Origin of the sequence: Paraburkholderia sp. RL17-380-BIE-A, assembly GCF_046028085.1 — a bacterium.
Lineage (GTDB): Bacteria > Pseudomonadota > Gammaproteobacteria > Burkholderiales > Burkholderiaceae > Paraburkholderia.
In genome coordinates, this window is the sequence record NZ_JARESQ010000005.1 from 306,624 (window position 1) to 332,526 (window position 25,903).

The following is a 25,903-nucleotide window of genomic DNA, read 5'->3' on the forward strand; positions in this document are numbered from 1 at the left end:
CCGTTTTTCACAATCTGATGCTTAACAACCGGCCGTTAAACCGAGAACGATGAACCGCAACCACAGGTGGTCGTGGCGTTCGGGTTCTTGATGACGAACTGCGCGCCGTTGATGTCGTCCTTGTAGTCGATCTCAGCGCCGACCAGATACTGGTAGCTCATCGAATCGATCAGCAGCTGGACGCCGCTCTTGTTCATGACGGTGTCGTCTTCGTTGACGGCTTCGTCGAACGTAAAACCGTACTGAAAGCCCGAGCAGCCGCCGCCCTGCACGAAAACGCGCAGTTTGAGGTCCGCATTGCCTTCTTCTTCGATCAGTTGCTTGACCTTGTCAGCCGCTGCGTCGGTAAAAACGAAGGGGGCGGGCATCTCGGTCACGGGTGTTTCGGTGACTGCGTTCATTCGAACTCTCCAAAAAGCTTCTAACCGCTATTGTAGGGCTGATCTCGATATCGTGCCGAAGCCCACAAAGTCAATGGGTTCTTACAGAAATCAACGACAGGCGAATTTGCCCCCACCAGCCCGTCAGAGCGGGATAAATCGCCACTCCGGCGACGAGTTCGTTGCCGCAATTGCCGCACCAGCAGCGAGCCGCGAACCCATGAAAAAAGCCGCCTTCGCGAAAGCGTTGGCGGCTTTTGCAGCGCACCGGCCCGAAAGCCGGTTTGCACCCGAAACGATTAACGCTTCGAGAATTGCTTCCGGCGACGTGCCTTGTGGAAGCCGACCTTCTTACGTTCGACTTCACGAGCGTCACGCGTGACGAAACCAGCTTTCGACAGTTCCGGCTTCAGCGTTGCGTCGTAGTCCATCAGCGCGCGGGTGATGCCGTGGCGAACCGCACCGGCTTGACCCGTTTCACCGCCACCCGTCACGTTGACCTTGATGTCGAACGTAACGCCGTGGTTCGTGAGTTCCAGCGGCTGACGCACGATCATCAGCGACGTTTCGCGCGAGAAGTAATCGGCGATAGGCTTGCCGTTCACAACGATATCGCCCTTGCCTGCCTTGATGAAGACGCGTGCGACGGCGCTCTTGCGGCGGCCCGTGCCGTAATTCCAGTTACCGATCATGTGGGCTCCCCTTAGATCTCGAGCGCTTTCGGCTGTTGTGCCGAATGCGGATGCGTTGCTTCAGCGTAGACCTTCAGCTTCTTGATCATCGCGTAGCCGAGCGGGCCCTTCGGCAGCATGCCCTTGACCGCTTTCTCGAGCGCACGGCCCGGGAAGCGTTCTTGCATCTTGCCGAACGTCGTTTCATAGATACCGCCCGGGTAGCCCGAGTGGCGGTAGTACTTCTTGTCAGTAGCCTTGTTGCCCGTGACCTTCAGCTTGCCGGCGTTGATAACGATGATGAAATCACCGGTGTCGACGTGCGGAGTGAATTCAGGCTTGTGCTTGCCGCGAAGACGGTGTGCCACTTCGCTGGCGACACGCCCGAGAACCTTATCCGTCGCGTCAATCACGTACCATTCACGCGTAACCTCATGGGCTTTTGCGGAAAACGTCTTCATGATCGATCCAAAAAAATTGCTGCGCCCAATGTGTTTTTTCCTGCTTGTAGTGTGCGCATCGAGGCGCGTGCAGGCTCTCCCTGGTTCTTCCTCCGCGGGCGCGGATGCGGAAAAGCCCTGAATTATAAAGGAATTTGCTACGGCAAGTCAAAACGTACGGGACTTTGCGTGAGATTCCCGGCAATCCGGTAGCCGGGGAGCGCGTTTCGGAGCCCTTTCGTGCCTGATTCGGCTTGCCCGGAAGGGACAAGACGCGGGCGTCATGCGGCCTCTCGGACGAAACGCGCGGGCGAAAAAAAACCCGAACTAGCGGTTCGGGTTTAATCCACCAAAGGAGGAGGTGGAGGAGACAGATCGAATTATATGAGCGCACCTTGTGCGACGCAAGAACATTTGCATTGCGAAATGCTATTTCATAATGCGGCAATCATCATTCTCAGCCTCAAAGCAACGAATTCTCTTTCAAATCAGTCACTAAAGGTCGGCCGACCTGATATTCAGGTAGACATCGTCTAGAGTAAAACCCCTAAACTCGTCAGGGCATTCCCGAATCGGCCGAACATGCCGCAGCGCAACACGCAAGCCGTCATCACGCATAACTTGCGACAAAAGTCGCCTCGGGCGGACGCTCAAACACCGGGCTACAATGCCGTCTCGATATAGCGAAGCGCGGTGGAGCACAGCATGGAATGCAAAGTGAGCTGGATGGGGCAAGACGGGATGGCGTTCGCAGCCGAGACGGGCAGCGGCCATCTGGTGGCGATGGACGGCGCGCCCGAAAGCGGCGGCCGCAACCTCGCGCCGCGTCCGATGGAAATGGTTTTGCTCGGCACGGGCGGCTGCACCGCCTACGACGTCGTGATGATCCTGAAGAAAAGCCGTCAGGAAATCAGCGATTGCTCGGTGACGCTGAAGGCCGAACGCGCCAGCGAAGACCCAAAAGTGTTCACCAAGATTCATTTCCACTTCACCGTGACGGGCAAGAATCTGAACCCGGCCACCGTGGAACGCGCAATCAACCTGTCGCACGACAAGTACTGCTCGGCGTCGATCATGATCGCGAAGACCGCTGAGCTGACGCACTCGTTCGACATCGTGGCGAGCTGAGCGCCGAGCTGCGGCTGCGGCGCGGGTTCAAACGCGCGCCGCCCGAAAACGGCCTGATAAAAGAAAAATGCCGGCGTCCAGAAGGACGCCGGCATTTTTTGTTCGGTGGCAAAGCAGGCCGATAAGCCGGATTCTGTGCACGCGCCACGTCCGAAGACGCAACACGCGTGGCAGCCATTCCTCTAGGCGCGCCATTGCTGACGCGCTCAAGCTTCCTACCCGCAGACGTGACGGGGGCCCCGTCCTGCATCTCGAAGATGCTAGCCTGCCTACTTGGAATTGCTCCGGGTGGAGGTTACCGTGCCGGTCTGCCTTGCAGCAGCCGCGGTGCGCTCTTACCGCACCGTTTCACCCTTACCTGATCCCGGCTTGCGCCGGGCCATCGGCGGTTTGCTTTCTGTTGCCCTGTTCCGCGTGTCGCCACGGATGGCCGTTAGCCATCACCCTGCCCTGTGGAGTCCGGACTTTCCTCGCCCTCGTTGGCCGAAACCTCGGAGGCCGCGACTGCCTGGCCTGCTTTGCTGCGGCGGATTTTAACACCTGCGGGAGCCCCGAGCCGACCCGACGGCTGAAATAGCCGAATGGCCAAGATGAGATGCGACCGAACCCAACGCGCTCAACGCGCGCGCCGCCCGCAGCGAAATACGGCAGTGTCGTCGTAGAACGAGGGAGATTCGTTCTCCGGCCACCAGCCCGGAATGCCCAGCACTGGAAGCGGCGCGAACATGCGGCTCGTGAGTGCGTCGGTACTGAGCAGCGCCTCGGCGACGGACTCGTCGAGCCACACGTCCCGTTTCGTCGCGTCCCATTCGAAATATGCAGCCGGCACATCGACGATCCACGCGTGGCCCGTGCAGGCCTTGAACGGCGCGATCAGCTTTTCCAGCAATGCATGGCCGAAGCAGCGCACTTCGCAACTCATGCCCCACGCATCACGCCGCGCCACCAGCAGCGTGTGCCAGTCGAAACCGCGCAAGGCCGCGCTCAAAGCGGGATCCGCGCATGCGAACAGCAGCGCGTTCTCGTCGAACAGCGTCAGCGTATCGCGCACGCCGCCGCGGGTCGGGCCGACGCCCAGCACGTCGATGGCCGCCGACTGACGCACGTTCAGCGCCGCCTTGATGCGCGGAAACGCAAACCACATCGACGCATTGAAGAAGTCGTGCAGATTGTGGCGGGTCGGCACGCAGCCGGTGGACGCGATATGCGCCTCGTACGCCGCGCCTGGCGGCAGATCGTCCTGTGCGATGAACGCAAGGCGCTGGCCACGCCCCGTGGTTTGCCGCGTTTCACCGGCATCGGCGTTCATCTCGGCGAGCAGGGTCTCGTAGCCCGTCAGCGCGGCCTGCTGCCAGCGCCTGCCGCGTGCGGCGAACGGCGCGAACCACGGCCTTGCCCAGTCGATTGCGGCGAAGCCCGCCGGCTTCGCCTCATGCGCCTGCATCTACCTCAACCTCAAACGAGACGCCAGCCGATCGACTCGCCGCCGCGCAGCGGCACGACCGGCGTATCGCCAACCGGCAACTCGGCCGGCAGCGTCCATTCTTCACGACGCAGCGTGACCTTCTCCTCGCTGCGCGGCAGACCGTAGAAGTCCGCGCCAAAAAAGCTTGCAAAGCCTTCGAGCTTGTCGAGCGCGTTGGCTTTGTCGAACGCTTCCGTGTACAGCTCCAACGCGTGCAGCGCCGTATAGCAACCCGCGCAGCCGCAAGCGTGCTCTTTCAGCCCCTTCGGATGCGGCGCGCTGTCCGTGCCGAGGAAGAAGCGCGGATTGCCCGACGTCGCCGCCTCGACCAGCGCCACGCGATGCGTCTCGCGCTTCAACACCGGCAAACAGTAGTAATGCGGACGAATGCCGCCCTGGAAGATCGCGTTGCGGTTGTACAGCAGGTGATGCGCGGTGATCGTCGCGCCCAGCAGCCCCGGCGCCACGCCGGCTTCGCGGATGTAGTCGACCGCGTCTTTCGTGGTGATGTGCTCGAACACCACCTTCAGCGCCGGAAACGCGCGGCGCAGCGGCGTCATGACCCGGTCGATGAACACCTTCTCGCGGTCGAACAGGTCGATCGACGAATCGGTCACTTCACCGTGCACCAGCAGCGGCATGCCCACTTCCTGCATTACTTCGAGCGTTTTCGTGCACTTCATGATGTCGGTGACGCCCGCGTCCGAGTTGGTCGTCGCGCCCGCCGGATACAGCTTCACGCCATGCACGAAGCCGCTTTCGCGCGCACGGCGGATTTCGTCTGGCGGCGTGTTGTCGGTCAGGTACAACGTCATTAGCGGTTCGAACTTCGCGCCTTGGGGAATCGCCGCGACGATCCGCTCGCGATAAGCCTGCGCCATCGCGGTGGTCGTGACCGGCGGCTTCAGGTTCGGCATGATGATCGCACGGCCGAACTGGCGCGCGGTGTCCGGCAGCACGGCGGCCAGCATCGCGCCGTCGCGGACGTGCAGATGCCAGTCGTCCGGGCGGGCGAGCGTGATGGAGTCGAGGGAAGCGTTGGAAGCAGTCATGGCGGCAGGAGACGAGATTCGACGACAAAAGCCAATCTATGCGGTCAAACCGCAACGTTGCGGCATAAACACACGTCAATTTTGCTATTTGGCGTTTCTGGCTCGGTGATATGCTTGGAAAATCATCATTGTAACGGCTCGACCCGTTCACAGGCTTACCCGCAACATGTGCCAACTACTCGGAATGAACTGCGCCGCGCCAACGGACGTCACGTTCTCGTTCACCGGCTTTGCGGCGCGCGGCGGCGTCACCGATCACCATGCCGACGGCTGGGGCATCGCCTTCTTTGAAGACAAAGCCTGCCGCCTGTTCATCGACCATCAATCGTCGGCGACCTCGCCGATCGCCGAGATGGTCAAGCGCTACCCGATCAAATCGAAGAACACCATTGCGCATATCCGCAAGGCGACGCAGGGGCATATCCTGCTGGAAAACTGCCACCCGTTCATGCGTGAATTGTGGGGACGCCACTGGATCTTTGCGCACAACGGCGACCTCAAGGATTATTCGCCGGTGTTATCAGGCGTGTATCAGCCGGTCGGCACGACCGACAGCGAGCTCGCTTTCTGCGCGCTGCTCGAAGGTTTGCGTAAGGCTTTTCCCGGCGCGCAGCAGCCGCCGCTCGACGAACTGTTTGCCGCGCTCGAAACCCTCACACGCGAAATCACGCAGTTCGGCGTGTTCAATTTTCTGATGTCGAACGGCCAGGCGCTGTTCGCGCATTGCTCCACGCATCTGCACTACATCGTGCGGCGCTGGCCGTTTTCCACCGCGCATCTCGTCGATGCGGACGTGTCGATCGATTTCGCCAAGTACACTACGCCCGAAGACCGCGTCGCGGTGATCGCCACCAAGCCGCTGACCGACAACGAAGTCTGGAGCGCATTCGAACCGGGCGATCTGATGATGTTCCAGCACGGCGAGGTGATTGGCCGCGTCAATGTGCCGGTGCCGGCTTCGGTACTGGAAAAGCTGCGCAATCCCGCGTTGGATGCGTCGGCTTCGGCCAGTACGATCGCAGCTTCGATCGAGCCCATGCCCGAGCGGGACGCCGAGGTGGACCTCGAAGCAGCGGACGACGCGGCAGCGTTCGAATCATGAGCGCCTGAGCACATCACCTGACCATTTAAAGCCCGCTACCTTCGCTCAAGCCGGATCGCCATACACAGAAAAGCCGCTCTTTCAGAGCGGCTTTTTTTTGCCAGTGTCGTAGCACCGCGCCGCCTGAACGGCGCGGCTTCAAAACACACTTAGTGCAGGATCTTGGCCAAAAAGTCCTTCGCGCGATCCGACTTCGGATTGGCGAAGAAGTCTTCCTTGCGGTCGTCTTCCACGATCAAGCCCTTGTCCATGAAGATCACGCGATGCGCGACCTTCTTCGCGAAGCCCATTTCGTGCGTCACGCACATCATGGTCATGCCTTCCTGCGCGAGTTCGACCATCACGTCGAGCACTTCGTTGATCATTTCCGGATCGAGCGCCGAGGTCGGCTCGTCGAACAGCATGGCGATCGGGTCCATCGACAACGCGCGCGCAATCGCCACGCGCTGTTGCTGGCCACCCGACAACTGCCCCGGGAATTTGTCCGCATGCGCGCGCAAGCCCACGCGATCGAGCAGCTTCAGCCCTTTCGCCGTGGCTTCGTCTTTCGAACGGCCCAGCACCTTCACCTGAGCAAGCGTGAGGTTCTGCACGATCGACAGATGCGGAAACAGTTCGAAGTGCTGGAACACCATGCCGACTTTGGAACGCAGCTTCGACAGATTGGTTTTCTTGTCGGTCAGCGACTGACCGTTGATGATGATCTCGCCCTTCTGGAACGGCTCGAGGCCGTTGACGGTTTTGATCAGCGTGGACTTGCCCGAGCCCGACGGCCCGCACACCACCACCACTTCACCCTTTTTGACTTCCGTCGTGCAGTCGGTCAGCACCTGGAACTGACCGTACCACTTCGAAACATTCTTGATAGAGATCATCTTGCGACCTTTTTCTGAAGACCTTTGACGAGGCTCGACGCGATCACGCAGATCGCGAAATAACACGCGCCCGCGAACAGTACCATCTCGACATTCGTACCGTCACGGTCGCCAATATTCGTGGCGGTGCGGAAGAAGTCGGCGAGGCTGATCACGTAGACGAGCGACGTATCCTGAAACAGCACGATACCCTGCGTGAGCAGCAGCGGAACCATGGCGCGGAATGCCTGCGGCAGCACGATCAGGCGCATGGCCTGCGCGTAGTTCATGCCGAGCGCGAACGCCGCGTTGACCTGCCCGCGCGGCACGGCCTGAATGCCGGCGCGGATGATCTCCGAATAGTACGCCGCCTCGAACAGCGAGAACGCGACCATGGCCGACGCGAGGCGAATGTCGATATCCGCCGACAACCCGAGCACGTTCTGCAGCACTTGCGGCACGATCAGGAAGAACCATAGCAGCACCATCACCAGCGGGATCGAACGGAAGATCGTTACGTAGCCCTTCGCGAACCACTCGAAGGCCTTGAACGACGACAGCCGCAACATGGCGAGGACCGTGCCCCAGACAATGCCGAACACGATCGCGATCAACGTGATCTTGAAGGTGACGACGGCGCCGGTCCACAGCGTAGGCAATGCGCCCGGAATACCGCTCCAGTCGAAATGATGCATTACTTGCCTCCGATATAGCCGGGCAACCGGGTCTTGGCTTCGACCCAGCGCATGAGTTGCATCACGACCAGATTGATCAGCATGTACGCCAGCGTGACCGCGATAAACGACTCATACGTCTGCGACGTGTAGTCGACCAGTTGGCGCGCCTGAGCGGACAGATCGAGCAGACCGATCGTCGACGCCACCGCCGAGTTCTTGAAGATATTCAGAAACTCGGACGTGAGCGGCGGCACGATGATCCGGTACGCGACCGGCAGCAGCACATAACGATAGGTCTGCCACTGCGTGAAACCCATGGCCAGACCCGCGGCGCGCTGGCCGCGCGGCAGTGCGTTGATACCCGAGCGCACTTGCTCGCACACGCGCGCGGCGGTGAAGAGCCCGAGACAGATGATCGACGACGAAAAGAACTGCGCACTCGGCGGCAGTTGCTTGAACCAGTTGCCCACGGAAACAGGCAGCAACTCCGGTATCACCAGATACCAGATGAAGAACTGCACGATCAGCGGAATGTTCCGGAAAATCGCGACATAGACCGTGCCGATACCCGACGCCCACTTGTTCGGCACGGTGCGCAGCACGCCGAACAACGACCCGACGATCAGCGCGATCACCCATGCCGACAGCGACACGGTAATCGTCACCCAGAAGCCCGACAGCAACCAGCCCAGATAGGTGGTCGGCTCGCCGGTGGAGACCGGACTCAGCAAAATGCCCCAGTTCCAGTGATATGACATGACCAAGACTCCAGCAAAAAGAAACGGAAGAAGCGCGTGGCCCCTTCCGTTTCGTTCAGCGTTTCAAAAAAACAGCTAAGGTTTAATCGATTGCCTTGTCATTCGGGCTCTTGTAGAGCGCCTTGATGTCATCGCTTTCCGGGAAGTTCAGGTTCAGGCCCTTCGGCGGAATCGGCGATTCGAACCACTTCTTGTAGATCGTGTCGGCCTCGCCCGAGGTTTCGACCTTGGCGATTGCCTCGTCGACCACCTTCTTGAATTCCGGATCGTTCTTGCGAATCATGCAGCCGTACGCTTCATGCGATTGCGGCGCGCCGACGATCACGAAATCGCCCGGATTGTTCGACTTGGCGCGTTCGCCCGCGAGCAGTGCGTCGTCCATCATGAAGGCAGCGGCGCGGCCCGTGGAGAGCGTCAGGAACGACTCGCCGTGGTCCTTCGCGCTGATGATGTTCATGCCCATGCTCTTGTCCTGATTCATCTTGCGAAGCAGGCGCTCGGAAGTGGTGCCGGCGGTCGTGACGACCGTCTTGCCCTTCAGGTCGGCCCAGTCCTTGATACCGGAGTCTTTCTTGGTCATGAGGCGCGTGCCGATCACGAAGATCGTGTTCGAGAAGGCAACCTGCTGCTGACGTTCAGCATTGTTGGTGGTCGAGCCGCATTCCATGTCGACGGTGCCGTTCTGCACCAGCGGAATACGGTTTTGCGACGTGACCGGCGTGAGCTTGACCTTCAGGCCAGGCATGTTCAGCTTCTGCTTCACCGCCTCCACCACCTTCAGGGCGAATTCCTGCGAGTAGCCGATAACGTTCTGCTTGTCGTCGTAATACGAAAACGGGATGGACGATTCGCGATGGCCCAGCGAAATGACGCCCGTGTCCTTGATCTTTTTCAGCGTACCAGCGTCTTGCGCATGCGCGCCAACCGTAAACAGTCCGAGAGTCGCGAGCAGCAGCGCAGCTTTTTTAACCTTCATTTTTGATCTCCTTGGCAAGAACCGGCGCCAGTTTAGCAAAGTAATTATTCTGAAAGTATCGCTATAAACCATGTTGTTGCGTGGCCGCCGCTAACGCTTCGCGGCCCGTCGGGACGGTCGGTCAACCTTTCCGCATATAGAAAGGCGGGCGGCATCGATACGATGCTGCCCGCCGGGTCCAACACGCCGTCTTGTGGACCGCGTTGAAGCAAGGTTTGCCGGCGGATCCGCGCGATAACGGAGCCGCCGTTCGAAACGCAAAGATCAGGGATACAGGCCGCGCAGTTCGCGCGCTTCCAGGATCCGCTTACATGCGACGATAAACGCCGCCGTCCGCACGGACACCTTTTGCTCGCTCGAAACCTGCCACACGGCGGCGAATGCTTCACGCATCACACGCTCCAGACGCTGGTTGATCTCGTCTTCCGTCCAGAAGAAGCTCGAGAAGTCCTGCACCCATTCGAAGTACGACACGGTCACGCCGCCGGCGTTGGCCACCACGTCCGGAATCACGAGAATGCCGCGATCGTGCAGGATGTCGTCCGCAGCCGTGGTGGTCGGGCCGTTGGCGCCTTCCACGACGATCTTCGTCTTGATCTTCGCCGCGTTCTTTTCGGTGATCTGGTTCTCCAGCGCGGCCGGAATCAGAATGTCCGATTCGACGGTCCAGAATTCTTCATTGCTTACGGCGTCCGCTTCCGGGAAGCCGCCCACGCCGCCGTGCCTGGCCACATGCTCGAGCAGTGCGACGGCGTCGATACCCGTCGCCTTGTACAGCGAGCCGGTGTGGTCCTGCACCGCGACCAGCTTCGAACCCGCTTCCTGGAACAGACGCGCCGCGATCCCGCCCACGTTGCCGAAGCCCTGCACCGCAATGCGCGCGCCTTCGATTTCCACACCGATACGGCGTGCGGCTTCGGAGGCCACCACGAACACGCCGCGGCCCGTTGCCTCGCGGCGGCCGAGCGAACCGCCCAGCGTGATCGGCTTGCCCGTCACGACGCCCGTGGCCGTTTGGCCCTGGTTCATCGAGTACGTGTCCATCATCCACGCCATGATCTGCTCGTTCGTGTTCACGTCCGGCGCGGGAATGTCGGTATTCGGTCCGATGATGATGCCGATTTCGCTGGTGTAGCGGCGCGTCACGCGCTCGAGCTCACCACGCGACAACGTGCGCGGGTCGACACGGATGCCGCCCTTCGCGCCGCCGTACGGCACGTTCACGGCAGCATTCTTCACCGACATCCACGCCGACAGGGCCATCACTTCCGACAACGTCACGTCCTGGTGGTAACGCACACCGCCCTTGCCCGGACCGCGCGACACGTTGTGCTGCACGCGATAGCCTTCGAAGTGCGCGACCGTGCCGTTATCGAGTTCGATAGGCACGTCGACGACCAGAATGCGCTTCGGGCGCTTCAGGGTTTCGAGCCAGCGGGACAGGGAGCCGAGGTACGGCGCGACGCGATCGACCTGACGCAGGTAGTTGCCCCACGGGCCGAGGTCGTCTTTATTCAGGTAGGAAGGAACCGACTGCAACGTTGCTGCGGATTGTGCGACTTGTGCTGCCTGTTGCTGGGATGACATGAACGCTCCGGCGTTGATCGAATGACAGCATTGTCGAAAAACGCCGATTTGAAATCCAATGCCGTTTCCTTATCCGATTATGTTTTTTTTGCATAACCATCGAGAAGCCGCAAATTCGCGTCGTAGGGAGGCAGGATTTCAGGCCGCGCCTTGCGCCAGTTCCTCCGACACCACGTCCCACAACTGACGCACGAGTATCTGTCGCGCATCGTCGCTCTTCGCCGCGAGCTTGTCGCGATAGAGACGAATCTCCATGGTCAGCGTGAGCTGGCCCTCGGGCGTGCCACGCGTCGCGCGGTCGAGGCGGATCAGCTTGCCGTCGGCGACCGCGTCTTCCACCGCGCTGTGCGGCAGGAAGGCGATGCCGTGGCCGGCCAGCGCCATCGCCTTGAGTCCTTCGGCCATGTCGGTTTCATACAGCCGGTCGAGATACAGACGCTCCGGCGCGTTGGCCAGGATCACTTCGGTCATGCGGCCCAGATAGGCGTTCGGCGTATAGGACAGGTAAGGCGTGGGCGCCTCGGCGGTGCCCGGCAGCGTATGACGCGGCCGGCCGGCACGGCCGGGCGCCGAGAACGGACTGATCGGCTCGATGCCGAGCGTCAGCATGTCGTAGCGGCCCGGATCGAGCGCGACCGGGTGGCTCGGGTGGTGATAGCCCATCATCAGATCGCAGCCGCCTTCCACCAGCGAGAGCGCCGCGTCGTGCACGTTCAGCGCGCGCAGCCGCGTGTGGATCGGGCCCATCTGCGCTTCGATACGCTGCAGCCAGCGCGGAAAGTAAGTCAACGACAGCGTATGCGGCACCGCGAACTCGATGGTTGCCTGCGGCGTCGCCGTATGGCCGCGCAGCAGCGCGCGCGCTTCATGGAACTGCGACAGCATCGCGAGCGCCTGCTCGTTGAACACCTGACCGGCCGCGGTCAGCCGCGTCGGGTAAACCGAACGGTCGATCAGTTCCGTGCCGAGCCACGCTTCCAGGGCCTGAATCCGCCGCGAGAAGGCCGGCTGCGTCACGTGACGCAGTTCGGCCGAACGACTGAAACTACGCGTTTCCGCGAGCGAAACGAAGTCTTCGAGCCATTTCAGTTCCATGCGGGGCCTGCCACCAGCGGAGGAGAGAAGTCAGCATTCTAGATGGTGTCGCGAAGCGGACCAGCCTGACTGCGGAAATCGGGGCTGTCGGCGTCCGGTGGTAAAATTCGCGTTTTCCCGCAGTTTGTTCCGCGTTTTCACCCTTGCGCTTAGCCCTCACCCGGCCCCCATCATGTCCGACACCCGCCCCGACACTCTGTTCGCGCTGAACGCGCTCTCCCCGCTCGACGGCCGCTACGCCTCGAAAACCGAAGCCCTGCGCGACTGGCTCTCGGAAGCCGCGTTCATGCGCAATCGCGTGACGGTCGAAATCCATTGGCTGATCGCGCTCTCGCACGCCGGCTTCGCCGAAGTGCCGCGTTTCTCCGCAGCCTCCGAACAATTCCTGCTGCAACTGGCCGAGCGCTTCACCGCGCACGACGCCGCGCGCATCAAGGAAATCGAACGCGTGACGAACCACGACGTGAAGGCGGTCGAGTACTGGCTGAAGGAATCGGTCAAGGGTCAGGAAGAACTGGAACGCGCGAGCGAGTTCATCCACTTCGCGTGTACCTCGGAAGACATCAACAACACCTCGCACGGCCTGATGCTGGCGGGCGCCCGTGAACACGTGATCCTGCCGGCGCTGCGCTCGGTACATCAACGTCTCGTCGCACTGGCCCACGCGCACGCCGATCAGGCCATGCTGTCGCGCACGCATGGCCAGCCGGCCAGCCCGACTACGCTCGGCAAGGAAATCGCCAACGTCGCGGCGCGTCTGGAACGCGCGATCGACCGCATCGCGAAGGTCGAACTGCTCGGCAAGATGAACGGCGCGGTCGGCAACTTCAACGCGCACCTGTCCGCGTATCCGGAGTTCGACTGGGAAGCGTTCTCGCGCGAAGTGGTCGAGCAGCGCCTCAAGCTCACCTTCAACCCGTACACGATCCAGATCGAACCGCACGACTACATGGCGGAGCTGTTCGACGCCGTGTCGCGCGCCAACACGATCCTGCTGGATCTGGACCGCGACGTGTGGGGCTACATCTCGGTCGGCTACTTCAAGCAACGCACCAAGGCCGGTGAAATCGGTTCGTCCACGATGCCGCACAAGGTCAATCCGATCGACTTCGAAAACTCGGAAGGCAACCTGGGCCTGGCGAACGCCACGCTGCGCCATCTCGCCGACAAGCTGCCGGTGTCGCGCTGGCAGCGCGACCTGACCGATTCGACGGTGCTGCGCAATATCGGCGTCGCGTTCGGTTACTCGCTGCTTGCGTACGACTCGCTGATCCGCGGCCTCGACAAGCTCGAAGTGAATGCGCAGCGTCTGCACGAAGACCTCGACAACTGCTGGGAAGTGCTGGCTGAGCCGGTTCAAACGGTGATGCGCCGCTACGGCATCGAGAATCCGTACGAACAACTGAAGGAACTGACGCGCGGCAAGGGCATCACGCGTGAAGCGCTGCAAACGTTCGTCAGCGGCCTGGCGATTCCGCAGGACGCGAAAGATCGCTTGCTCGCCATGACGCCGGCTTCGTACATTGGTAAAGCTGCAGAACTGGCCAAGCGCATCGCCTGATTTGCGTTGGCCGCTCCTGACCTCGTTGCACGAGGCATAAAAAAACCGCTCCGAGGAGCGGTTTTTTTTCATCTGCAGCGACCGGGCAAATTCACTTACGCGCTTCGACCTGGATCAACACGCTTTCGACGATCTCTTCCGGCGACAGTTCGATGCTCACCGTGATCGCCTCATCGGCGCCCGGCTCTTCGAGCGTATCGAGCTGGCTTTGCAGCAGCGACGGATCGAAGAAATGGCCGGTGCGCGTGGTCAGCCGCTGCTCCAGCACCTCACGCGAACCCTTGAGGTAGACGAAGCACACGTCCCTGTCGCCATCGCGCAGAACGTCGCGATACGAGCGTTTCAGCGACGAACACGTGAACACCGCCGTCTCGCCCGCCGTCTGCTTCTCCTCGATCGCGGCGCGAATCGTTTTCAGCCACGGCCAGCGGTCTTCGTCCGTCAGCGGAATGCCGTGGTGCATTTTCTCTTTGTTGGCGGCGCTGTGAAACGCGTCGCCGTCGGTGAACGCGCAGTGCAGGCGCTCTGCCAGCATTTCGCCAATTCTCGTCTTGCCGGCGCCGGACACGCCCATTGCGATCAGAATCATCAAAAACTCCTTACAAGACCGCCGCGAGTGCGAAGGTCAAACCCAACCCCATCAGCGAGATGATGGTTTCGAGGAGCGACCATGTCTTGAAGGTCTGCCCCACCGTCATCCCGAAGTACTCCTTGATCAGCCAGAAACCGCCGTCGTTCACGTGCGAAAAGATCAGCGAACCCGAACCCGTGGCCAGCACCAGCAGTTCCGGCTTCACCTGCACCGCGCCCGCTGCCGCGATCGGTGCGACGATGCCGCAAGCGGTGGTCATCGCGACCGTCGCCGAACCCGTTGCCAGACGAATCAGCGCCGCGACGAGCCAGCCGAACAGCAGCGGCGACAGATGCGCCGACGTCGCCGCATTGACGATTTCCTTCGAAATGCCGCTATCCATCAGCACGCGGCCGAACCCGCCGCCCGCGCCGACGATCAGCGTAATGCCCGCGATCGGCGCGAGACACTCGCCGCAGAATTTCTGGATCTGCTCGCGATTGAAGCCGCGGCTTGCGCCGAAGGTCCAGAAGCTGACGAGCACGGCGATCAGCAGCGCCACATCCGAATTGCCAGCGAAGCGCAGCAGATCGTTCGGCAAGGTTTTCGGCGTGAACACGAGGTCGGCCCAGCTGCCGACCAGCATCAGGATAACCGGCAGCAGGATCGTGAACAGCGTGATGCCGAAGCTCGGCAGTTCACGCTTGGGCGCCGCCTGTTGCGCACCGTTGTTCGCGCCATTCGCGTCGCCAGCGCCGAGAAACTGCGAAGCGAGCGCGTTGTCTTTCGGCAGCTTGATATAGCGGCTGATCAGCAACGCAAACAGCGGACCCGCGACGATCGCGGTCGGCACGCCGACGATCAGGCCATACGCAATGGTCCGGCCGATATCCGCGTGATACGCCTGCACCGCGAGCATCGCGGCCGGGTGCGGCGGAAGCAGGCCGTGCACGACGGACAGACCCGCGACCATTGGCAAGCCGACTAGCAGCAACGATTTGTTGGTGCGCTTCGCGACGTTGAAAGCGATTGGAATCAGCAGCACGAAACCGACTTCGAAGAACACCGGCAAGCCGACGATGATCGCCACGATCATCATCGCCCAATGGATGTTCTTCTCCCCGAAGAAGTCGATCAACGTAGTGGCGATGCGCTCGGCGCCGCCCGATTCGGCCATCATCTTGCCGAGCATCGTACCCAGACCGACGACGATGGCGATGTGCCCGAGCGTGTTGCCGTTACCCGTTTCGAATGACTTGACGATGGTGCCGATCGGCATGCCGGATGCGAGCCCGAGTAGCAGCGACACGATGATCAGAACGAGGAAAGGGTAAACCTTGTAGCGCGTGATCAGCAGGATCAGCAATGCGATGGCGATCACCGCGAAGACCAGCAGCGTGCTGCCGTGGACAGCTTCCATGAAGCTCCTCCTTTTGCGTTATTGATTTGAGTGCCCCCAACCTGGCGCTTCGCGCCAGCCCCCGAGGGGGCCACAAAAAACTTGGGGCGGCCCGGTGTTTTCTTGTGAATGCGGACAACAGTCAGCACCCTGTCTCACGGCGACCTGTGCGGCGCCTCGAAACCGGGCTGACCGCGCGGACGCTGAATTTTACTGTGTGTTGCCGACCCACGCGCGCCGCTCGCGTATGCATATTGAAAAAAGAGCCTCGCCGCGACAGCTCAGATGGCTGTATCGACGAGGCTCCTTTTGCGTAGGGCCTTGAAGACCGCTTGACGTGCGGGCCGCTTCGACTTAATGGGCGGGCGCGGTCAACTGGCTCGCGGCGCGCGCGAGACGCGTGACTTCTTCCCAGTTGTGCGAAGCAAGCGCGGCTTTCGGCGTGAGCCACGAACCGCCGACGCACACCACGTTCGGCAGCGACAGGAAAGTCGAAGCCGATTCGGCCGTGATACCGCCGGTCGGGCAGAATTTCAGATTCGGGAACGGGCCGTGGAAAGCTTGCAGCATCGGCACGCCGCCGGCCTGCTGGGCCGGGAAAAACTTCACGATCTCGTAGCCGAGTTCGAGCGCCGTGATGATGTCGGTCGGCGTCATCACGCCCGGCAGCAGCGGCAAGCCTGCGTCCTGTGCGGCCTTGTGCATGTCTTTCGTCAGCCCCGGCGAAACGCCGAACTGCGCACCCGCCTTTTTAGCCTGAGCGCAGTGCTCGGGCTTCGTAATCGTGCCGACACCGACCACGATGTCTTCAGCCAACTGGCTTGCGCGTTCGATCGCTTCCAGACCGGCGGCGGTGCGCAAGGTAATTTCCAGCACCTTCACGCCGCCTGCATGCAGCGCGCGCGACACCTGCTCACCCTGTTCGACCGAGTCGAACGCGAGCACCGGAATCACCGGGCCGAGGCGCACGATATCGCTTACTGTTTTCGACGTCATAGTCAGACTCCTTGTTCTGCAGCACTTAGCTGGCTTGAGTGGTGCTTGTATGTTTTCCGGTGTGAGCTTTGGCCGCTTCGCCGTGATGCGCCGAATGCTCGCCCACCATCGCGCCGAATACCGACGCACCCTGCTCCGCCGGCGCCGCCGCCGCGCGGAACACGCCGAACAACTCCCGGCCGAAACCCACTTCGTTTGCCGCCTGATGCAGCGGCACGGCGTTCGGCCGCGCGGCCCATTCGGCCGCGTCGACCTCGATGTCGAGCACGCCGGCTTCGGCGTCGATCACCAGCATGTCGCCCGTGCGCACCTTGCCGATCGGCCCTTGCAGCAAGGCTTCAGGCGACAGATGAATCACCGCCGGCACCTTGCCCGACGCGCCGGACATCCGGCCGTCCGTGACCAGTGCGACGTGGAAACCCTGATCCTGCAACACACCGAGTAGCGGCGTCAAACGATGCAGCTCGGGCATGCCGTTTGCGCGCGCGCCCTGGAAGCGCACCACGGCGATGAAGTCGCGCTTCAATTCGCCTTTGTCGAACGCTTCCTGCACGGCTTCCTGCGAATCGAACACGATCGCCGGCGCCTTCACCTTGCGATGCGCCGCCGCGACGGCCGAAATCTTGATCACGCCGCGGCCGAGCTTGCCCTGCATCAGACGCAAGCCGCCATCCGGCTGGAACGGTTCCTTGATGCCGCGCAGCACCGCCGTGTCTTCGCTCGCTTGCGCGCCCGGCACCCATTGCAGCTTGCCGTCGATCAGCTTCGGCTCTTCCGTGTAGTGCTTGAGTCCCTTGCCCGCGACCGTGTTGACGTCCTCGTGCAGCAAGCCGCCTTCCAGCAGATTGCGCACCAGGAAGGCGACGCCGCCGGCCGCGTGGAAGTGGTTCACGTCGGCCTTGCCGTTCGGATAGATCTTCGCGAGCAGCGGCACGGCTTGCGACAGCGCGTCGAAGTCGTCCCAATCGATCACGATGCCCGCCGCGCGAGCAATCGCCACCAGGTGCAGCGTGTGATTGGTCGAGCCGCCCGTCGCCAGCAACGCGACGATGCCGTTGACGATCGCTTTTTCGTCGATCACGTGGCCGATCGGCGTGTAGTTGCCGCGCTCCACCGTCAGATCGAGCACGCGGCGCGCGGCCTGCGCGGTCAGCGCGTCGCGCAGTGGCGTATGCGGATGCACGAAAGCCGAACTCGGCAGATGCAAACCCATCACTTCCATCAGCATCTGATTGCTGTTGGCCGTGCCGTAGAACGTGCAGGTGCCGTGGCTGTGATACGCGGCAGCTTCCGCTTCGAGCAGCGCGTCGCGGCCGCACTGGCCGGTGGCGAAGAGCTGGCGTGTCTTGGCTTTGTCGTCGTTGGACAGGCCGCTGCCCATCGGGCCGGCCGGCACGAAAATGGTCGGCAGATGGCCGAATTGCAGCGCGCCGATCAGCAGGCCCGGCACGATCTTGTCGCAAATGCCGAGGCACAGTGCCGCGTCGAACATGTTGTGCGTTAGCGCGACCGCCGTGCTCATCGCGATCACTTCTCGCGAGAACAGCGACAGCTCCATGCCCGCATTGCCTTGCGTAATGCCGTCGCACATGGCCGGCACGCCGCCCGCGAATTGCGCGACGCCGCCGTTTTCACGCGCGGCCTGCTTGATGATGTCCGGGTAGTTTTTGTACGGCGCGTGGGCCGACAACATTTCGTTGTACGAGGACACGATGCCGATGTTCGGCTCGCGAATCTGTTTGATGACGAGCTTGTCGTTGCCTTCGAGCCCGGCGAAACCGTGGGCCAGATTGGCGCAGGAGAGCGCGCCGCGCGCCGGGAACCGGCCTTGCGCCTGGTCGATGCGGGCCAGATACGCCTCGCGGGTGGGCTTGCTGCGCTCGACCACGCGTTGCGTGACCTTCAACAATTGCGAATGCGGGGAAACCATCGGAGCTCCTTCGTCGCTGGCGTGGGGCGGGCGCGCACTGTGCCAGGTAGGTATCGCGGGGTGTCGGATCAACTGACTGACGCCATCTTAGTAGAAAAACTACACGATCGCAACGACGAACGCTGCTGCGCTGCGGCATACGGAGACAGCCGGAAACGCCCGGCCAGCCTTGCTCTCGCATGCAACGGCCGAAACCTAGGGATTACACCTACCGCCTCAAATGTAGTTTTTGTACCTCTTCAGCAATCAGATATAGTCCACGCATTCTTCAGCATAGTGCGAGTTTTCCAATGATGCTGTCCCAGGTGGAAGAGATGCGCGACCAGTTGCGGCCGTCCGAGCGCAAACTGGCCGACTACGTGATCGAAGCGCCGCGCGAAGTGCTCGATCTTTCCATGACGGAAGTGGCCGCCCGCGCAGGCGTGAGCCAGCCGACCATCGCGCGGTTTTGTCATGCGCTCGGCTTTTCGGGGTTTCGTGAGTTCAAGATCCGGCTTGCGCAGGGGATTGCGTCCGGTGTGCCCACCGTCTATCGGGACGTGCGGCCGGACGAAGGCGCTCCCGGCCTCATCGCGAAGGTATTCGACCGGACCATCGGCACCTTGATCGAAGTGCGCAACAGCCTGTCGCCGGATAGCGTCGAAGCGGCCGTCGAGTTGCTCGCGAACGCGGCGCGCATCGAGTTCTACGGCGCGGGCGGCTCGGGCATCGCCGCGCAGGATATTCAGCACAAGTTTTTCCGCCTCGGCATGCCAAGCGTCGCCTACTCCGATCCGCATACCTATTCGATGTCGGCGGCACTGCTCGGCCCCGGCGATGTGGTGGTGGCGGTATCGAATACCGGCCGCACCCGCGACATCATCGAAGCCGCGCGTTCAGCGCTCGCTCGTGGCGCGAAAGTGATCGCGATCACGCATGGCAGCTCACCGCTCGCGCGAGTCGCGTCGATCTGTCTGTTCTCGAATGTGGCCGAGGAAAACGATGTGTTTTCGCCGATGACATCGCGTATGTCGCATCTGGCGATCGGCGACATTCTGGCGGTCGGCGTCGCGCTCAAGCGTGGTCCCGAGTTAGTGGAGCGCGTGGGACAGGCGAAAGGCGTAATCGGCCGGTTGCGGGTCGACGACGAGGGTTGAGGCGTTGCAGATGAAAAAGGCCTGCGCGATGGCAGGCCTTCGGGGTCGAGCGATGCGGGCTGCGCGTTACTCGGCGAATACGCGGACGTCGACGCGGCGGTTCTGCATGCGGCCTTCGGGCGTCGCATTCGACGCGACCGGATCAGTACTGCCCAGACCTCGTGCGACGAACTGCTCGGCGTGGAGGCCACCATCACGCAGGTATTGTGCGACGGCGTCGGCGCGAGCCTCGGACAAACTCAGGTTATGGGCTTCCGAGCCTGTCGCGTCGGTGTAGCCCACCACCGTCACGCGATGCAGGTTCACGCCCCGGTTCACGCTCATGAAGTGGTCGAGATTCCTCTTTGCAATTGAGCCAAGCACCGCGCTATCCGTCGCGAAGTTCGCGTTGCCTTGCAGCAGCAGGCGAACCTGCGGCGCCACCTGTTTTGCTTGCGGCTGCGCAGCGGGCTGTTGCAGCACCGGCTGCTGCGGGAGCTGATCTGCAACAACCGGTCTGCCGCACATGAAGGTCAATTCGCGCGCATCCTTCTTCAGCGCGCCGTCGCTTACGCGATCAACGGCTTCGAGCCATGTCACCGGTTGATTCTTGCAGGTCTCCCCCGCCACACGCACGCAACTCTTCGAGCTTTCGAAGAGTCCCTCGCAATTGACCCGATAGATCGGCGCCTGCTGATTCGGCACGCTCACCGCGTGAAGCGTATAGGTTGGCCCCGACTGCGTGCTACACGCAGCGAGAAACATCACACACGCGCCGAGCAATAGCGCGCGCGAAGACTTGGAAAGCGTTAAGTTCATTTTCAGGGATTCAGTCAATTGAGGCGGCGCCCTTGCCGTGTGTTCCTCGGACAAGGGCGCGCAAGCAGTCAAGTCAAAGCAGATCTGGCTGACGGACGAGGCTCAAGCCCCATCCGTCATGGCACTTACCACTGGTAGGAAGCACCCACGCCCACCGTCGTGCCTTGCGAGCTCGTACCCGCGCCGGCCTTCATCTTCAGGTTCTGGGTGATGCGGGCCGAGACGCCGAGCGCGACGGCCTGCGAACCCTTATACGAGCCGCCGCCGACACCGACCGCGATCGTCTTGCCTTGATCGACGTCCGGGATCATCGTCAGTGCCGTAGCGGCCGCGATACCTGCGTACGCATTTTTCGCGACCTGGTTCAAGCCGTTCTGCACCGCGTTGATCTGCTGGTCCGTGTAGTCCTTCGCCGAGGTACCGGCCGGCAGGTTGCCGACCGACGCGCCGATCGCTTCGTTCAACTGGCCGACGTTGACTGCGTCGGTGGTTGCCGTGCCGGCCGCGACGTTGGTGATCTGGCGTTCGTTGCCCGCCGAACCCACCGACACCGTGTTCTCGCGATCCGCCACCGAGTTCGCACCCAGCGCCACCGAATTCGCCGCGCTCGCCTTCGCGTTCGCGCCCATTGCCGTGGCGTGCGTGCCGCTGGCGACGGCCGATTCCGTGTCACGGTTGCCGTCTGCCGCGAACATCGGGTTGCCGGCCGAACTGATGATATTCGTGACGTTGGAGATGGCCGCGTTCATCTGGCTGACGTTGACCGCATCGTCAGCGGCCGTGCCTGCCGCCACGTTGCGGATCGTCGTGCCGCCCGCCACGCCGTTACCCATTGTGACGCTGCTGTAGTTCGCCGACCCGTCAGTGTTGTGGTCGTACGTCACGGCAGCGTTGGTCGTGCCATCCGTATTGATCACGCCCGACGCCTTCAACTGCGCGACGTTCACCGCGTCCGTATCCGCCGTACCGGCCGCCACGTTGGTGATCTGGCGTTCGTTGCCCGCCGAACCCACCGACACCGTGTTGGCACGGTTAGCGACGGAGTTCGAACCCAGCGCGACCGAGTTCGCTGCCTGCGACTGCGCGTTACCGCCGATCGCCACCGACTCCGCACCGCTTGCCTGCGAATCGGCCAGGGCCGAGTTCACGTGGACGTACATGACGCCACCGCCGGTGGTGATGCTGTTCAGCGTGTTGTTGATCGTGCTGATATCGGTGGTGTTCTGCGTCACACGGTTGTCGAGGTTGGTGATCGCGTCGCCCGCGTTGTGGACGGTCGCGCCGTTCACAACGTAAGTCGGGGCCGAGATCGAGCCATCCGTGTTCACCGTCGAGCCACCGCCGATCGCATCCGCCACGCTCTGCGACACGCCGTAGAGCTGCGCGCCGTTCACCGCATCCACGCTTGTCGCGGTCACTGCGCCGGCGGCCACACCCGTCAGCTGACGCGCGCCTGCTGTCCCGGCAAAGTCGACCAGCGCGCCGTCGGTGCCCTTCGCGACCGTGATGGTGCGCGACGTCGGGTCCTGCTGCACCAGGCCGACCGAACCGTTGTTCATGTTGTTCGTCAGGTTGATGATGTCCGCGGTGTTCTGCGTCACCTGCTGGTTGGTGGCAAACAGTTCGCTGCCGTTCACCGCATCCGTGCTCGTCGCGCTCAGGCGGCCAGCCGCCACGTTCGTGATCGTGCGCTCGCTGCCCGATGCACCCACGCTCACCGTGCTCGACGGAGCCATGCCTGCAAACGTGTAGGTGATGCCGCCGATCGTCGTGCCGGAGGTGGCGACCGCCGTTGTGGTCGTCGAACCTGCGCCCAGTGCCACCGAATTTACCGCCGACGCTTTCGCGCCGCCGCCGACTGCAACGGCATTGGCTCCAATTGCCTGGGAATTAGTTCCCAATGCGGTGGCGTAGGAAGTGCCGCCAGCACCACTGGCCGTCGACGATGCGCCCAACGCGATGTCGCCAAGGCCCACGGCCGATGCCGCGTTGCCTGCCGCAAACGTGTAGTCCGCTGCAGCCGACGAGGACGAGCCCATCGCAATCGCGCTCGTCCCGTTCGTTTTTGCTGTGTTGCCCAGCGCCACCGCGCTCGTGCCAGTCGACTTCGCTGAGTTGCCAAGCGCTATCGAGGTGCCGCCCGTCGCCGTTGCCCGCGCACCGATCGCGACGCCTTGCGCCGCGGCACTATCAACGTTGGCCTGCGTGCCGATCGCCACGCCGTCCGCGCTCGACGCGCTTGCCTGATAACCCATCGCGTTCGAATAGCCACCCGATGCCGATGCTGACGCGCCAAGCGCAATCGACGCACTACCGGTACTGGTCGCGCCGAAGCCGATAGCGATAGCACTATTCGCCCCTGCAGAGGCCGCCTGGCCGAACGCCGTTGAGCTCTGACCTGTAGCGATGGCGTTTTGTCCGATCGCTATCGCGTCCGAGTTTGTTCCATACACCCAATGCGAGGCCATCGCGCCGCTGCCATAGGCAATTGCCGCGCCTCCGCCGCTTGTCCCGCCATCGAGCGCACCTGCGTTCGCTTCATGCACACTGCCCACACCCGCCGCCAGCATGGCAACCGCAAGCAGCTTCCTGTTACTACTTTTCTTCCCGCGGCTCTTCGTCTCTTCCGATGCGGCTACATAAGTACCGGTTGTTTCATTCCAAACGGTTTTGTAAGTCTTGTTCAAGGTTAAATCCTGTCGAACGTGTGATAACTGTTCTGATTTGCGGAGGACTGATAGGGCGCTGCACGCAGATCAAGCGATTGCTGAGGGAATTAAAGGAAACGGTTGCATGAACAAGAACTTTCGAACCATCTCATTAACCCGTCAGTGGGCGATCTGAATATAGATCGCGACCACCTACGCTTTAATGGGACGATTCTGAAAAGATCGGAACGAAATAAGAAATGGCTACGCAGATAGGAAGAATTTCGAAACATCGCCTTACCGCGTCACGAAACACCCCAAAACTTCACAAACAAATATCGAATTAATTGATTACGCTTATCCGCCAGGAGGCGAAACCAAGATTATTCTGATTGCGATACACGTTGAGCCTTAGCGCAATTGAAAAATTATTTTTCCAATCGAACAATACGAAAATCTGATTTTTCTTAATGAAAATTCTTAACTTTAGGAAAAGTCCTGTTGAGAAGCACATTCGCCATCCGCAAAATCGGAAGCATTGCTTCAACAAAGAGCCCCGCTACCTGGATGTAGACATAAAGCGCGCATCCAAAGCGACCGGCTCGACTGCGGCCGGCTCCGGTGTCCGATTCCGTGGAGTTCCACTTCGTCCCAGCGAGCGCGAGCTAGCGGCCAGGCGGATCCCCGGCGTTGCGTCGAGCCAAACCCACTTTCAACAAGGAAAAACCATGAAATGCTTTGTCACCCTGACCACTGTGGGCCTGTTGCTCTCGTCCGTCGCATCGTATTCATACGCCACCACGCCAGACGAAGCCGCGCTGATCGCACTCGAACAATCTTGGGCCCAAGCTGCCTCCAGTCACGACGAAGCCGTGCTCGACAAAGTGCTTGACGACTCGTATGTCGAGATCACAGCAAATGGCACGAGTCGCAGTAAATCCGACGCGCTCGCAGCGCCAGGGTTGCCCGCGGGTGCGTCCCAATCGCTCGATCAAGTCGAGGCGCACGTGGACGGCGATATCGCAGTAGTCACTGGCGTGAACTACTACTCGCCAGCGCCTGGCGCATTGAAAGTCAAGTTCGTCTTCACCGACGTCTATGCCAAGCGACCTGACGGTTGGCGCGTCATTTCATCGCATATGACGCGCCGGCCCATGTAGTGTCAGCGGATCGCGGCGACTGAACGCGGTCTTGCGGCTGCGTCCTATGTCGCTGGGCTCGCGGTTTCAACTGCGGCAAACACTGGCGTCGTCGCGAGCAAAAAGCAAAGAGGCGCGATAGGCTCGCGCCTCTTTTGCTTTGCTGTTGCTGGAATGTGCCGCCGACCGTCTCAGTGCGTGGCCGCAGCAATGGCTACGTCCGCGTTTTCATGCGTCGAATTACGTGTCGCAAATTTGCGCGATTCGGCTTGCTCGCGAGCCTGCATGGTTTTCTGCCCCGCCTCCGCCAGCAACTTCGCCGCTGCACCCGCCGTGATCCGCCGGTGCGCGATACCCTTCGCATCGAGCGCAATCACCTGATACAACTCGCGGTCGCCTTCCACTTCCCGCTCGTATTCCTCGCACGTTTCAACCAGCAGTTCGAGCAGCACTTGCCGGCTGCGTCGTTCGTGGTGGGTCAATGCAGGATTCCTATATATCGAGGTCGCAAGCGTGGCCAAACGGTTAAGTTGGGTCAACTGCCGGTCGCAGGAACCGAATGCCGACAACGCGAGCTTTTCGTACTGCAAGGCATCGACTGGTGGGCGTGAGGCGGGTTGATTTTTGATGGACTTGCTCATGGTGCGATCTCCTGAAACTTAACTGGATCGCCCGACACTCGCTTGCAAGGAGGGTGAGCGGGCACGTAGCGGGTTAGCAGACCGGGCCAAAAACATACCGGCGAGCCTTTCGGCTCCCCACCACGGCCCGCCCATTGAAATTAGACGTGCAGAGGCAGACGCACGCCCGCCTAGGCGGGGTGCGGTTTTTGGCACTGGCTGCTAAACCAGACCATCGGTTGGTGCCAATGGTGCGGAAATTATAAATCAGCCCACACGCGCATTGGTCGTCCCAATATAGCCTCACAACCGCGCTATCCGTTCAGCCTAAGACAATCCGTCGCACATCGAAACCAACAATAAAAAAAGGCGGTTTGCCGAACCCAGCAAACCGCCCTTCACAATTCCGCGCCTGCAACCTGACCAACGCAGCGAACGCTCGCCCACGCTTTAAAACGGCTTGATCACCACCAACGCCACCGCCGCCAACATCCCCAGCACCGGCAACTCGTTGAACATCCGATACCACTTATCCGACCGACGATTCTCACCGCGCTCGAACGTCCGCAGCAACACACCGCAGTACGCGTGATACCCGATCAGCAGCACCACCACACCAACCTTCGCGTGAATCCAACCCTGCCCGCTGCCGATGCCAATCACGAGCCAAAGCCACAGTCCACATGCCAGCGCCGGCACCGCGATAAACGTCATGAAGCGAAACAGCTTGCGCGCCATCGTCAACAGACGCGCCGTGGCCGCGGGTTCCGTTTCCATCGCCAGATTGACGAAGATGCGCGGCAGATAGAACAGGCCGGCGAACCACGAAGCAACCAGGACGATATGAAAGGTTTTGACCCAAAGCATCGACGATCCTTGTGCAGCGTATTGGCGTAAAGAGAAGCGCGCACATCACCGCG

24 protein-coding genes and 1 other RNA gene are annotated in these 25,903 nt (G+C 61.4%); 5 read left to right on the forward strand and 20 right to left on the reverse strand.

The features are described from left to right. Window positions 1-35: 35 nt before the first annotated feature. From erpA to rplM, 3 genes are all read right to left on the reverse strand, one after another. Window positions 36-401, reverse strand: a complete 366-nt coding sequence (gene erpA / locus P0D68_RS10970) for an iron-sulfur cluster insertion protein ErpA (protein ID WP_013340463.1) — start codon at window positions 399-401, stop codon at window positions 36-38. 278 nt (window positions 402-679) lie between these two features. Beyond that, window positions 680-1,072: a 30S ribosomal protein S9 gene (gene rpsI, locus P0D68_RS10975; protein ID WP_011489810.1), complete on the reverse strand. Its 393-nt coding sequence runs from the start codon at window positions 1,070-1,072 to the stop codon at window positions 680-682. Window positions 1,073-1,083: 11 nt separating this feature from the next. Continuing rightward, a complete protein-coding gene (gene rplM / locus P0D68_RS10980; protein ID WP_020069304.1) occupies window positions 1,084-1,512 on the reverse strand; it encodes a 50S ribosomal protein L13 in 429 nt (142 codons plus the stop codon). Between the two features lie 684 nt (window positions 1,513-2,196). Between rplM and P0D68_RS10985 the strand changes: the two genes are divergently transcribed. After that, complete coding sequence (locus tag P0D68_RS10985; protein ID WP_408468379.1) at window positions 2,197-2,619, forward strand: OsmC family protein; 423 nt, start codon at window positions 2,197-2,199, stop codon at window positions 2,617-2,619. Between the two features lie 106 nt (window positions 2,620-2,725). Here the strand turns inward: P0D68_RS10985 and rnpB are convergent. From rnpB to pyrC, 3 genes are all read right to left on the reverse strand, one after another. After that, window positions 2,726-3,139, reverse strand: an RNA gene (gene rnpB, locus P0D68_RS10990) — RNase P RNA component class A. A gap of 96 nt (window positions 3,140-3,235) precedes the next feature. Then, a complete protein-coding gene (locus tag P0D68_RS10995) occupies window positions 3,236-4,063 on the reverse strand; it encodes a DUF3025 domain-containing protein (protein ID WP_408301226.1) in 828 nt (275 codons plus the stop codon). Window positions 4,064-4,074: 11 nt separating this feature from the next. Beyond that, on the reverse strand, window positions 4,075-5,136 hold the full coding sequence (gene pyrC, locus P0D68_RS11000) for a dihydroorotase (protein WP_408301224.1): 1,062 nt from the start codon (window positions 5,134-5,136) through the stop codon (window positions 4,075-4,077). 166 nt (window positions 5,137-5,302) lie between these two features. On the opposite strand from pyrC, the gene P0D68_RS11005 reads away from it, so the two are divergent. Next, window positions 5,303-6,238 carry a class II glutamine amidotransferase gene (locus P0D68_RS11005; RefSeq protein WP_408186161.1) on the forward strand — a complete coding sequence of 312 codons (936 nt, stop codon included), beginning with the start codon at window positions 5,303-5,305 and terminating at the stop codon, window positions 6,236-6,238. A gap of 149 nt (window positions 6,239-6,387) precedes the next feature. On the opposite strand, the gene P0D68_RS11010 is transcribed toward P0D68_RS11005, so the two are convergent. The 6 genes from P0D68_RS11010 to P0D68_RS11035 form a co-directional block, all read right to left on the reverse strand. Continuing rightward, window positions 6,388-7,113, reverse strand: a complete 726-nt coding sequence (locus tag P0D68_RS11010; protein ID WP_007180417.1) for an amino acid ABC transporter ATP-binding protein — start codon at window positions 7,111-7,113, stop codon at window positions 6,388-6,390. After that, complete coding sequence (gltK, locus tag P0D68_RS11015; protein WP_091799182.1) at window positions 7,110-7,787, reverse strand: glutamate/aspartate ABC transporter permease GltK; 678 nt, start codon at window positions 7,785-7,787, stop codon at window positions 7,110-7,112. The genes P0D68_RS11010 and gltK overlap by 4 nt, the downstream gene beginning before the upstream one ends. Further along, on the reverse strand, window positions 7,787-8,527 hold the full coding sequence (locus P0D68_RS11020) for an amino acid ABC transporter permease (RefSeq protein WP_091799179.1): 741 nt from the start codon (window positions 8,525-8,527) through the stop codon (window positions 7,787-7,789). The genes gltK and P0D68_RS11020 overlap by 1 nt, the downstream gene beginning before the upstream one ends. 82 nt (window positions 8,528-8,609) lie before the next feature. Beyond that, complete coding sequence (locus tag P0D68_RS11025; RefSeq protein WP_408186160.1) at window positions 8,610-9,503, reverse strand: glutamate/aspartate ABC transporter substrate-binding protein; 894 nt, start codon at window positions 9,501-9,503, stop codon at window positions 8,610-8,612. A gap of 264 nt (window positions 9,504-9,767) precedes the next feature. After that, on the reverse strand, window positions 9,768-11,090 hold the full coding sequence (locus tag P0D68_RS11030; RefSeq protein WP_408301220.1) for a Glu/Leu/Phe/Val family dehydrogenase: 1,323 nt from the start codon (window positions 11,088-11,090) through the stop codon (window positions 9,768-9,770). Window positions 11,091-11,228: 138 nt separating this feature from the next. Then, complete coding sequence (locus P0D68_RS11035) at window positions 11,229-12,185, reverse strand: LysR family transcriptional regulator (protein WP_091799169.1); 957 nt, start codon at window positions 12,183-12,185, stop codon at window positions 11,229-11,231. Window positions 12,186-12,357: 172 nt separating this feature from the next. On the opposite strand from P0D68_RS11035, the gene purB reads away from it, so the two are divergent. Then, on the forward strand, window positions 12,358-13,746 hold the full coding sequence (gene purB / locus P0D68_RS11040; RefSeq protein WP_091799166.1) for an adenylosuccinate lyase: 1,389 nt from the start codon (window positions 12,358-12,360) through the stop codon (window positions 13,744-13,746). Window positions 13,747-13,837: 91 nt separating this feature from the next. Here the strand turns inward: purB and P0D68_RS11045 are convergent, their stop codons facing one another. From P0D68_RS11045 to edd, 4 genes are all read right to left on the reverse strand, one after another. Further along, window positions 13,838-14,335 (reverse strand): gluconokinase, encoded by a 498-nt coding sequence (locus tag P0D68_RS11045; protein ID WP_091799164.1) that lies wholly within the window; start codon window positions 14,333-14,335, stop codon window positions 13,838-13,840. A gap of 10 nt (window positions 14,336-14,345) precedes the next feature. Continuing rightward, on the reverse strand, window positions 14,346-15,737 hold the full coding sequence (locus tag P0D68_RS11050; protein WP_091799161.1) for a GntP family permease: 1,392 nt from the start codon (window positions 15,735-15,737) through the stop codon (window positions 14,346-14,348). Between the two features lie 333 nt (window positions 15,738-16,070). Beyond that, window positions 16,071-16,712 (reverse strand): bifunctional 4-hydroxy-2-oxoglutarate aldolase/2-dehydro-3-deoxy-phosphogluconate aldolase, encoded by a 642-nt coding sequence (gene eda, locus P0D68_RS11055; protein ID WP_408301217.1) that lies wholly within the window; start codon window positions 16,710-16,712, stop codon window positions 16,071-16,073. A gap of 25 nt (window positions 16,713-16,737) precedes the next feature. After that, window positions 16,738-18,642, reverse strand: coding sequence for a phosphogluconate dehydratase (edd, locus tag P0D68_RS11060; RefSeq protein WP_408186158.1), 1,905 nt, complete (start codon window positions 18,640-18,642; stop codon window positions 16,738-16,740). Window positions 18,643-18,932: 290 nt separating this feature from the next. Here edd and P0D68_RS11065 point away from each other — a divergent pair, with 290 nt between their 5' ends. Beyond that, window positions 18,933-19,778 (forward strand): MurR/RpiR family transcriptional regulator, encoded by an 846-nt coding sequence (locus P0D68_RS11065; RefSeq protein WP_408301215.1) that lies wholly within the window; start codon window positions 18,933-18,935, stop codon window positions 19,776-19,778. A gap of 66 nt (window positions 19,779-19,844) precedes the next feature. Here P0D68_RS11065 and P0D68_RS11070 read toward each other — a convergent pair whose 3' ends face one another. Together P0D68_RS11070 and P0D68_RS11075 are read right to left on the reverse strand one after the other, a co-directional pair. Beyond that, window positions 19,845-20,576 carry an OmpA family protein gene (locus P0D68_RS11070; RefSeq protein ID WP_408301213.1) on the reverse strand — a complete coding sequence of 244 codons (732 nt, stop codon included), beginning with the start codon at window positions 20,574-20,576 and terminating at the stop codon, window positions 19,845-19,847. Between the two features lie 125 nt (window positions 20,577-20,701). Further along, window positions 20,702-23,263: a YadA family autotransporter adhesin gene (locus P0D68_RS11075; protein ID WP_408468384.1), complete on the reverse strand. Its 2,562-nt coding sequence runs from the start codon at window positions 23,261-23,263 to the stop codon at window positions 20,702-20,704. A 431-nt stretch (window positions 23,264-23,694) separates the two neighbouring features. Here P0D68_RS11075 and P0D68_RS11080 point away from each other — a divergent pair, with 431 nt between their 5' ends. Further along, entirely contained in the window at window positions 23,695-24,384 is a 690-nt protein-coding gene (locus tag P0D68_RS11080; protein WP_408301209.1) for a nuclear transport factor 2 family protein, read from the forward strand. A 170-nt stretch (window positions 24,385-24,554) separates the two neighbouring features. Here P0D68_RS11080 and P0D68_RS11085 read toward each other — a convergent pair whose 3' ends face one another. Then, complete coding sequence (locus P0D68_RS11085) at window positions 24,555-25,004, reverse strand: hypothetical protein (protein WP_408301207.1); 450 nt, start codon at window positions 25,002-25,004, stop codon at window positions 24,555-24,557. A gap of 429 nt (window positions 25,005-25,433) precedes the next feature. Beyond that, the gene (locus P0D68_RS11090; RefSeq protein ID WP_007180398.1) at window positions 25,434-25,850 is read right to left on the reverse strand and encodes a CopD family protein; all 417 of its coding nucleotides are present in this window, start codon (window positions 25,848-25,850) and stop codon (window positions 25,434-25,436) included. Window positions 25,851-25,903 lie beyond the last annotated feature (53 nt).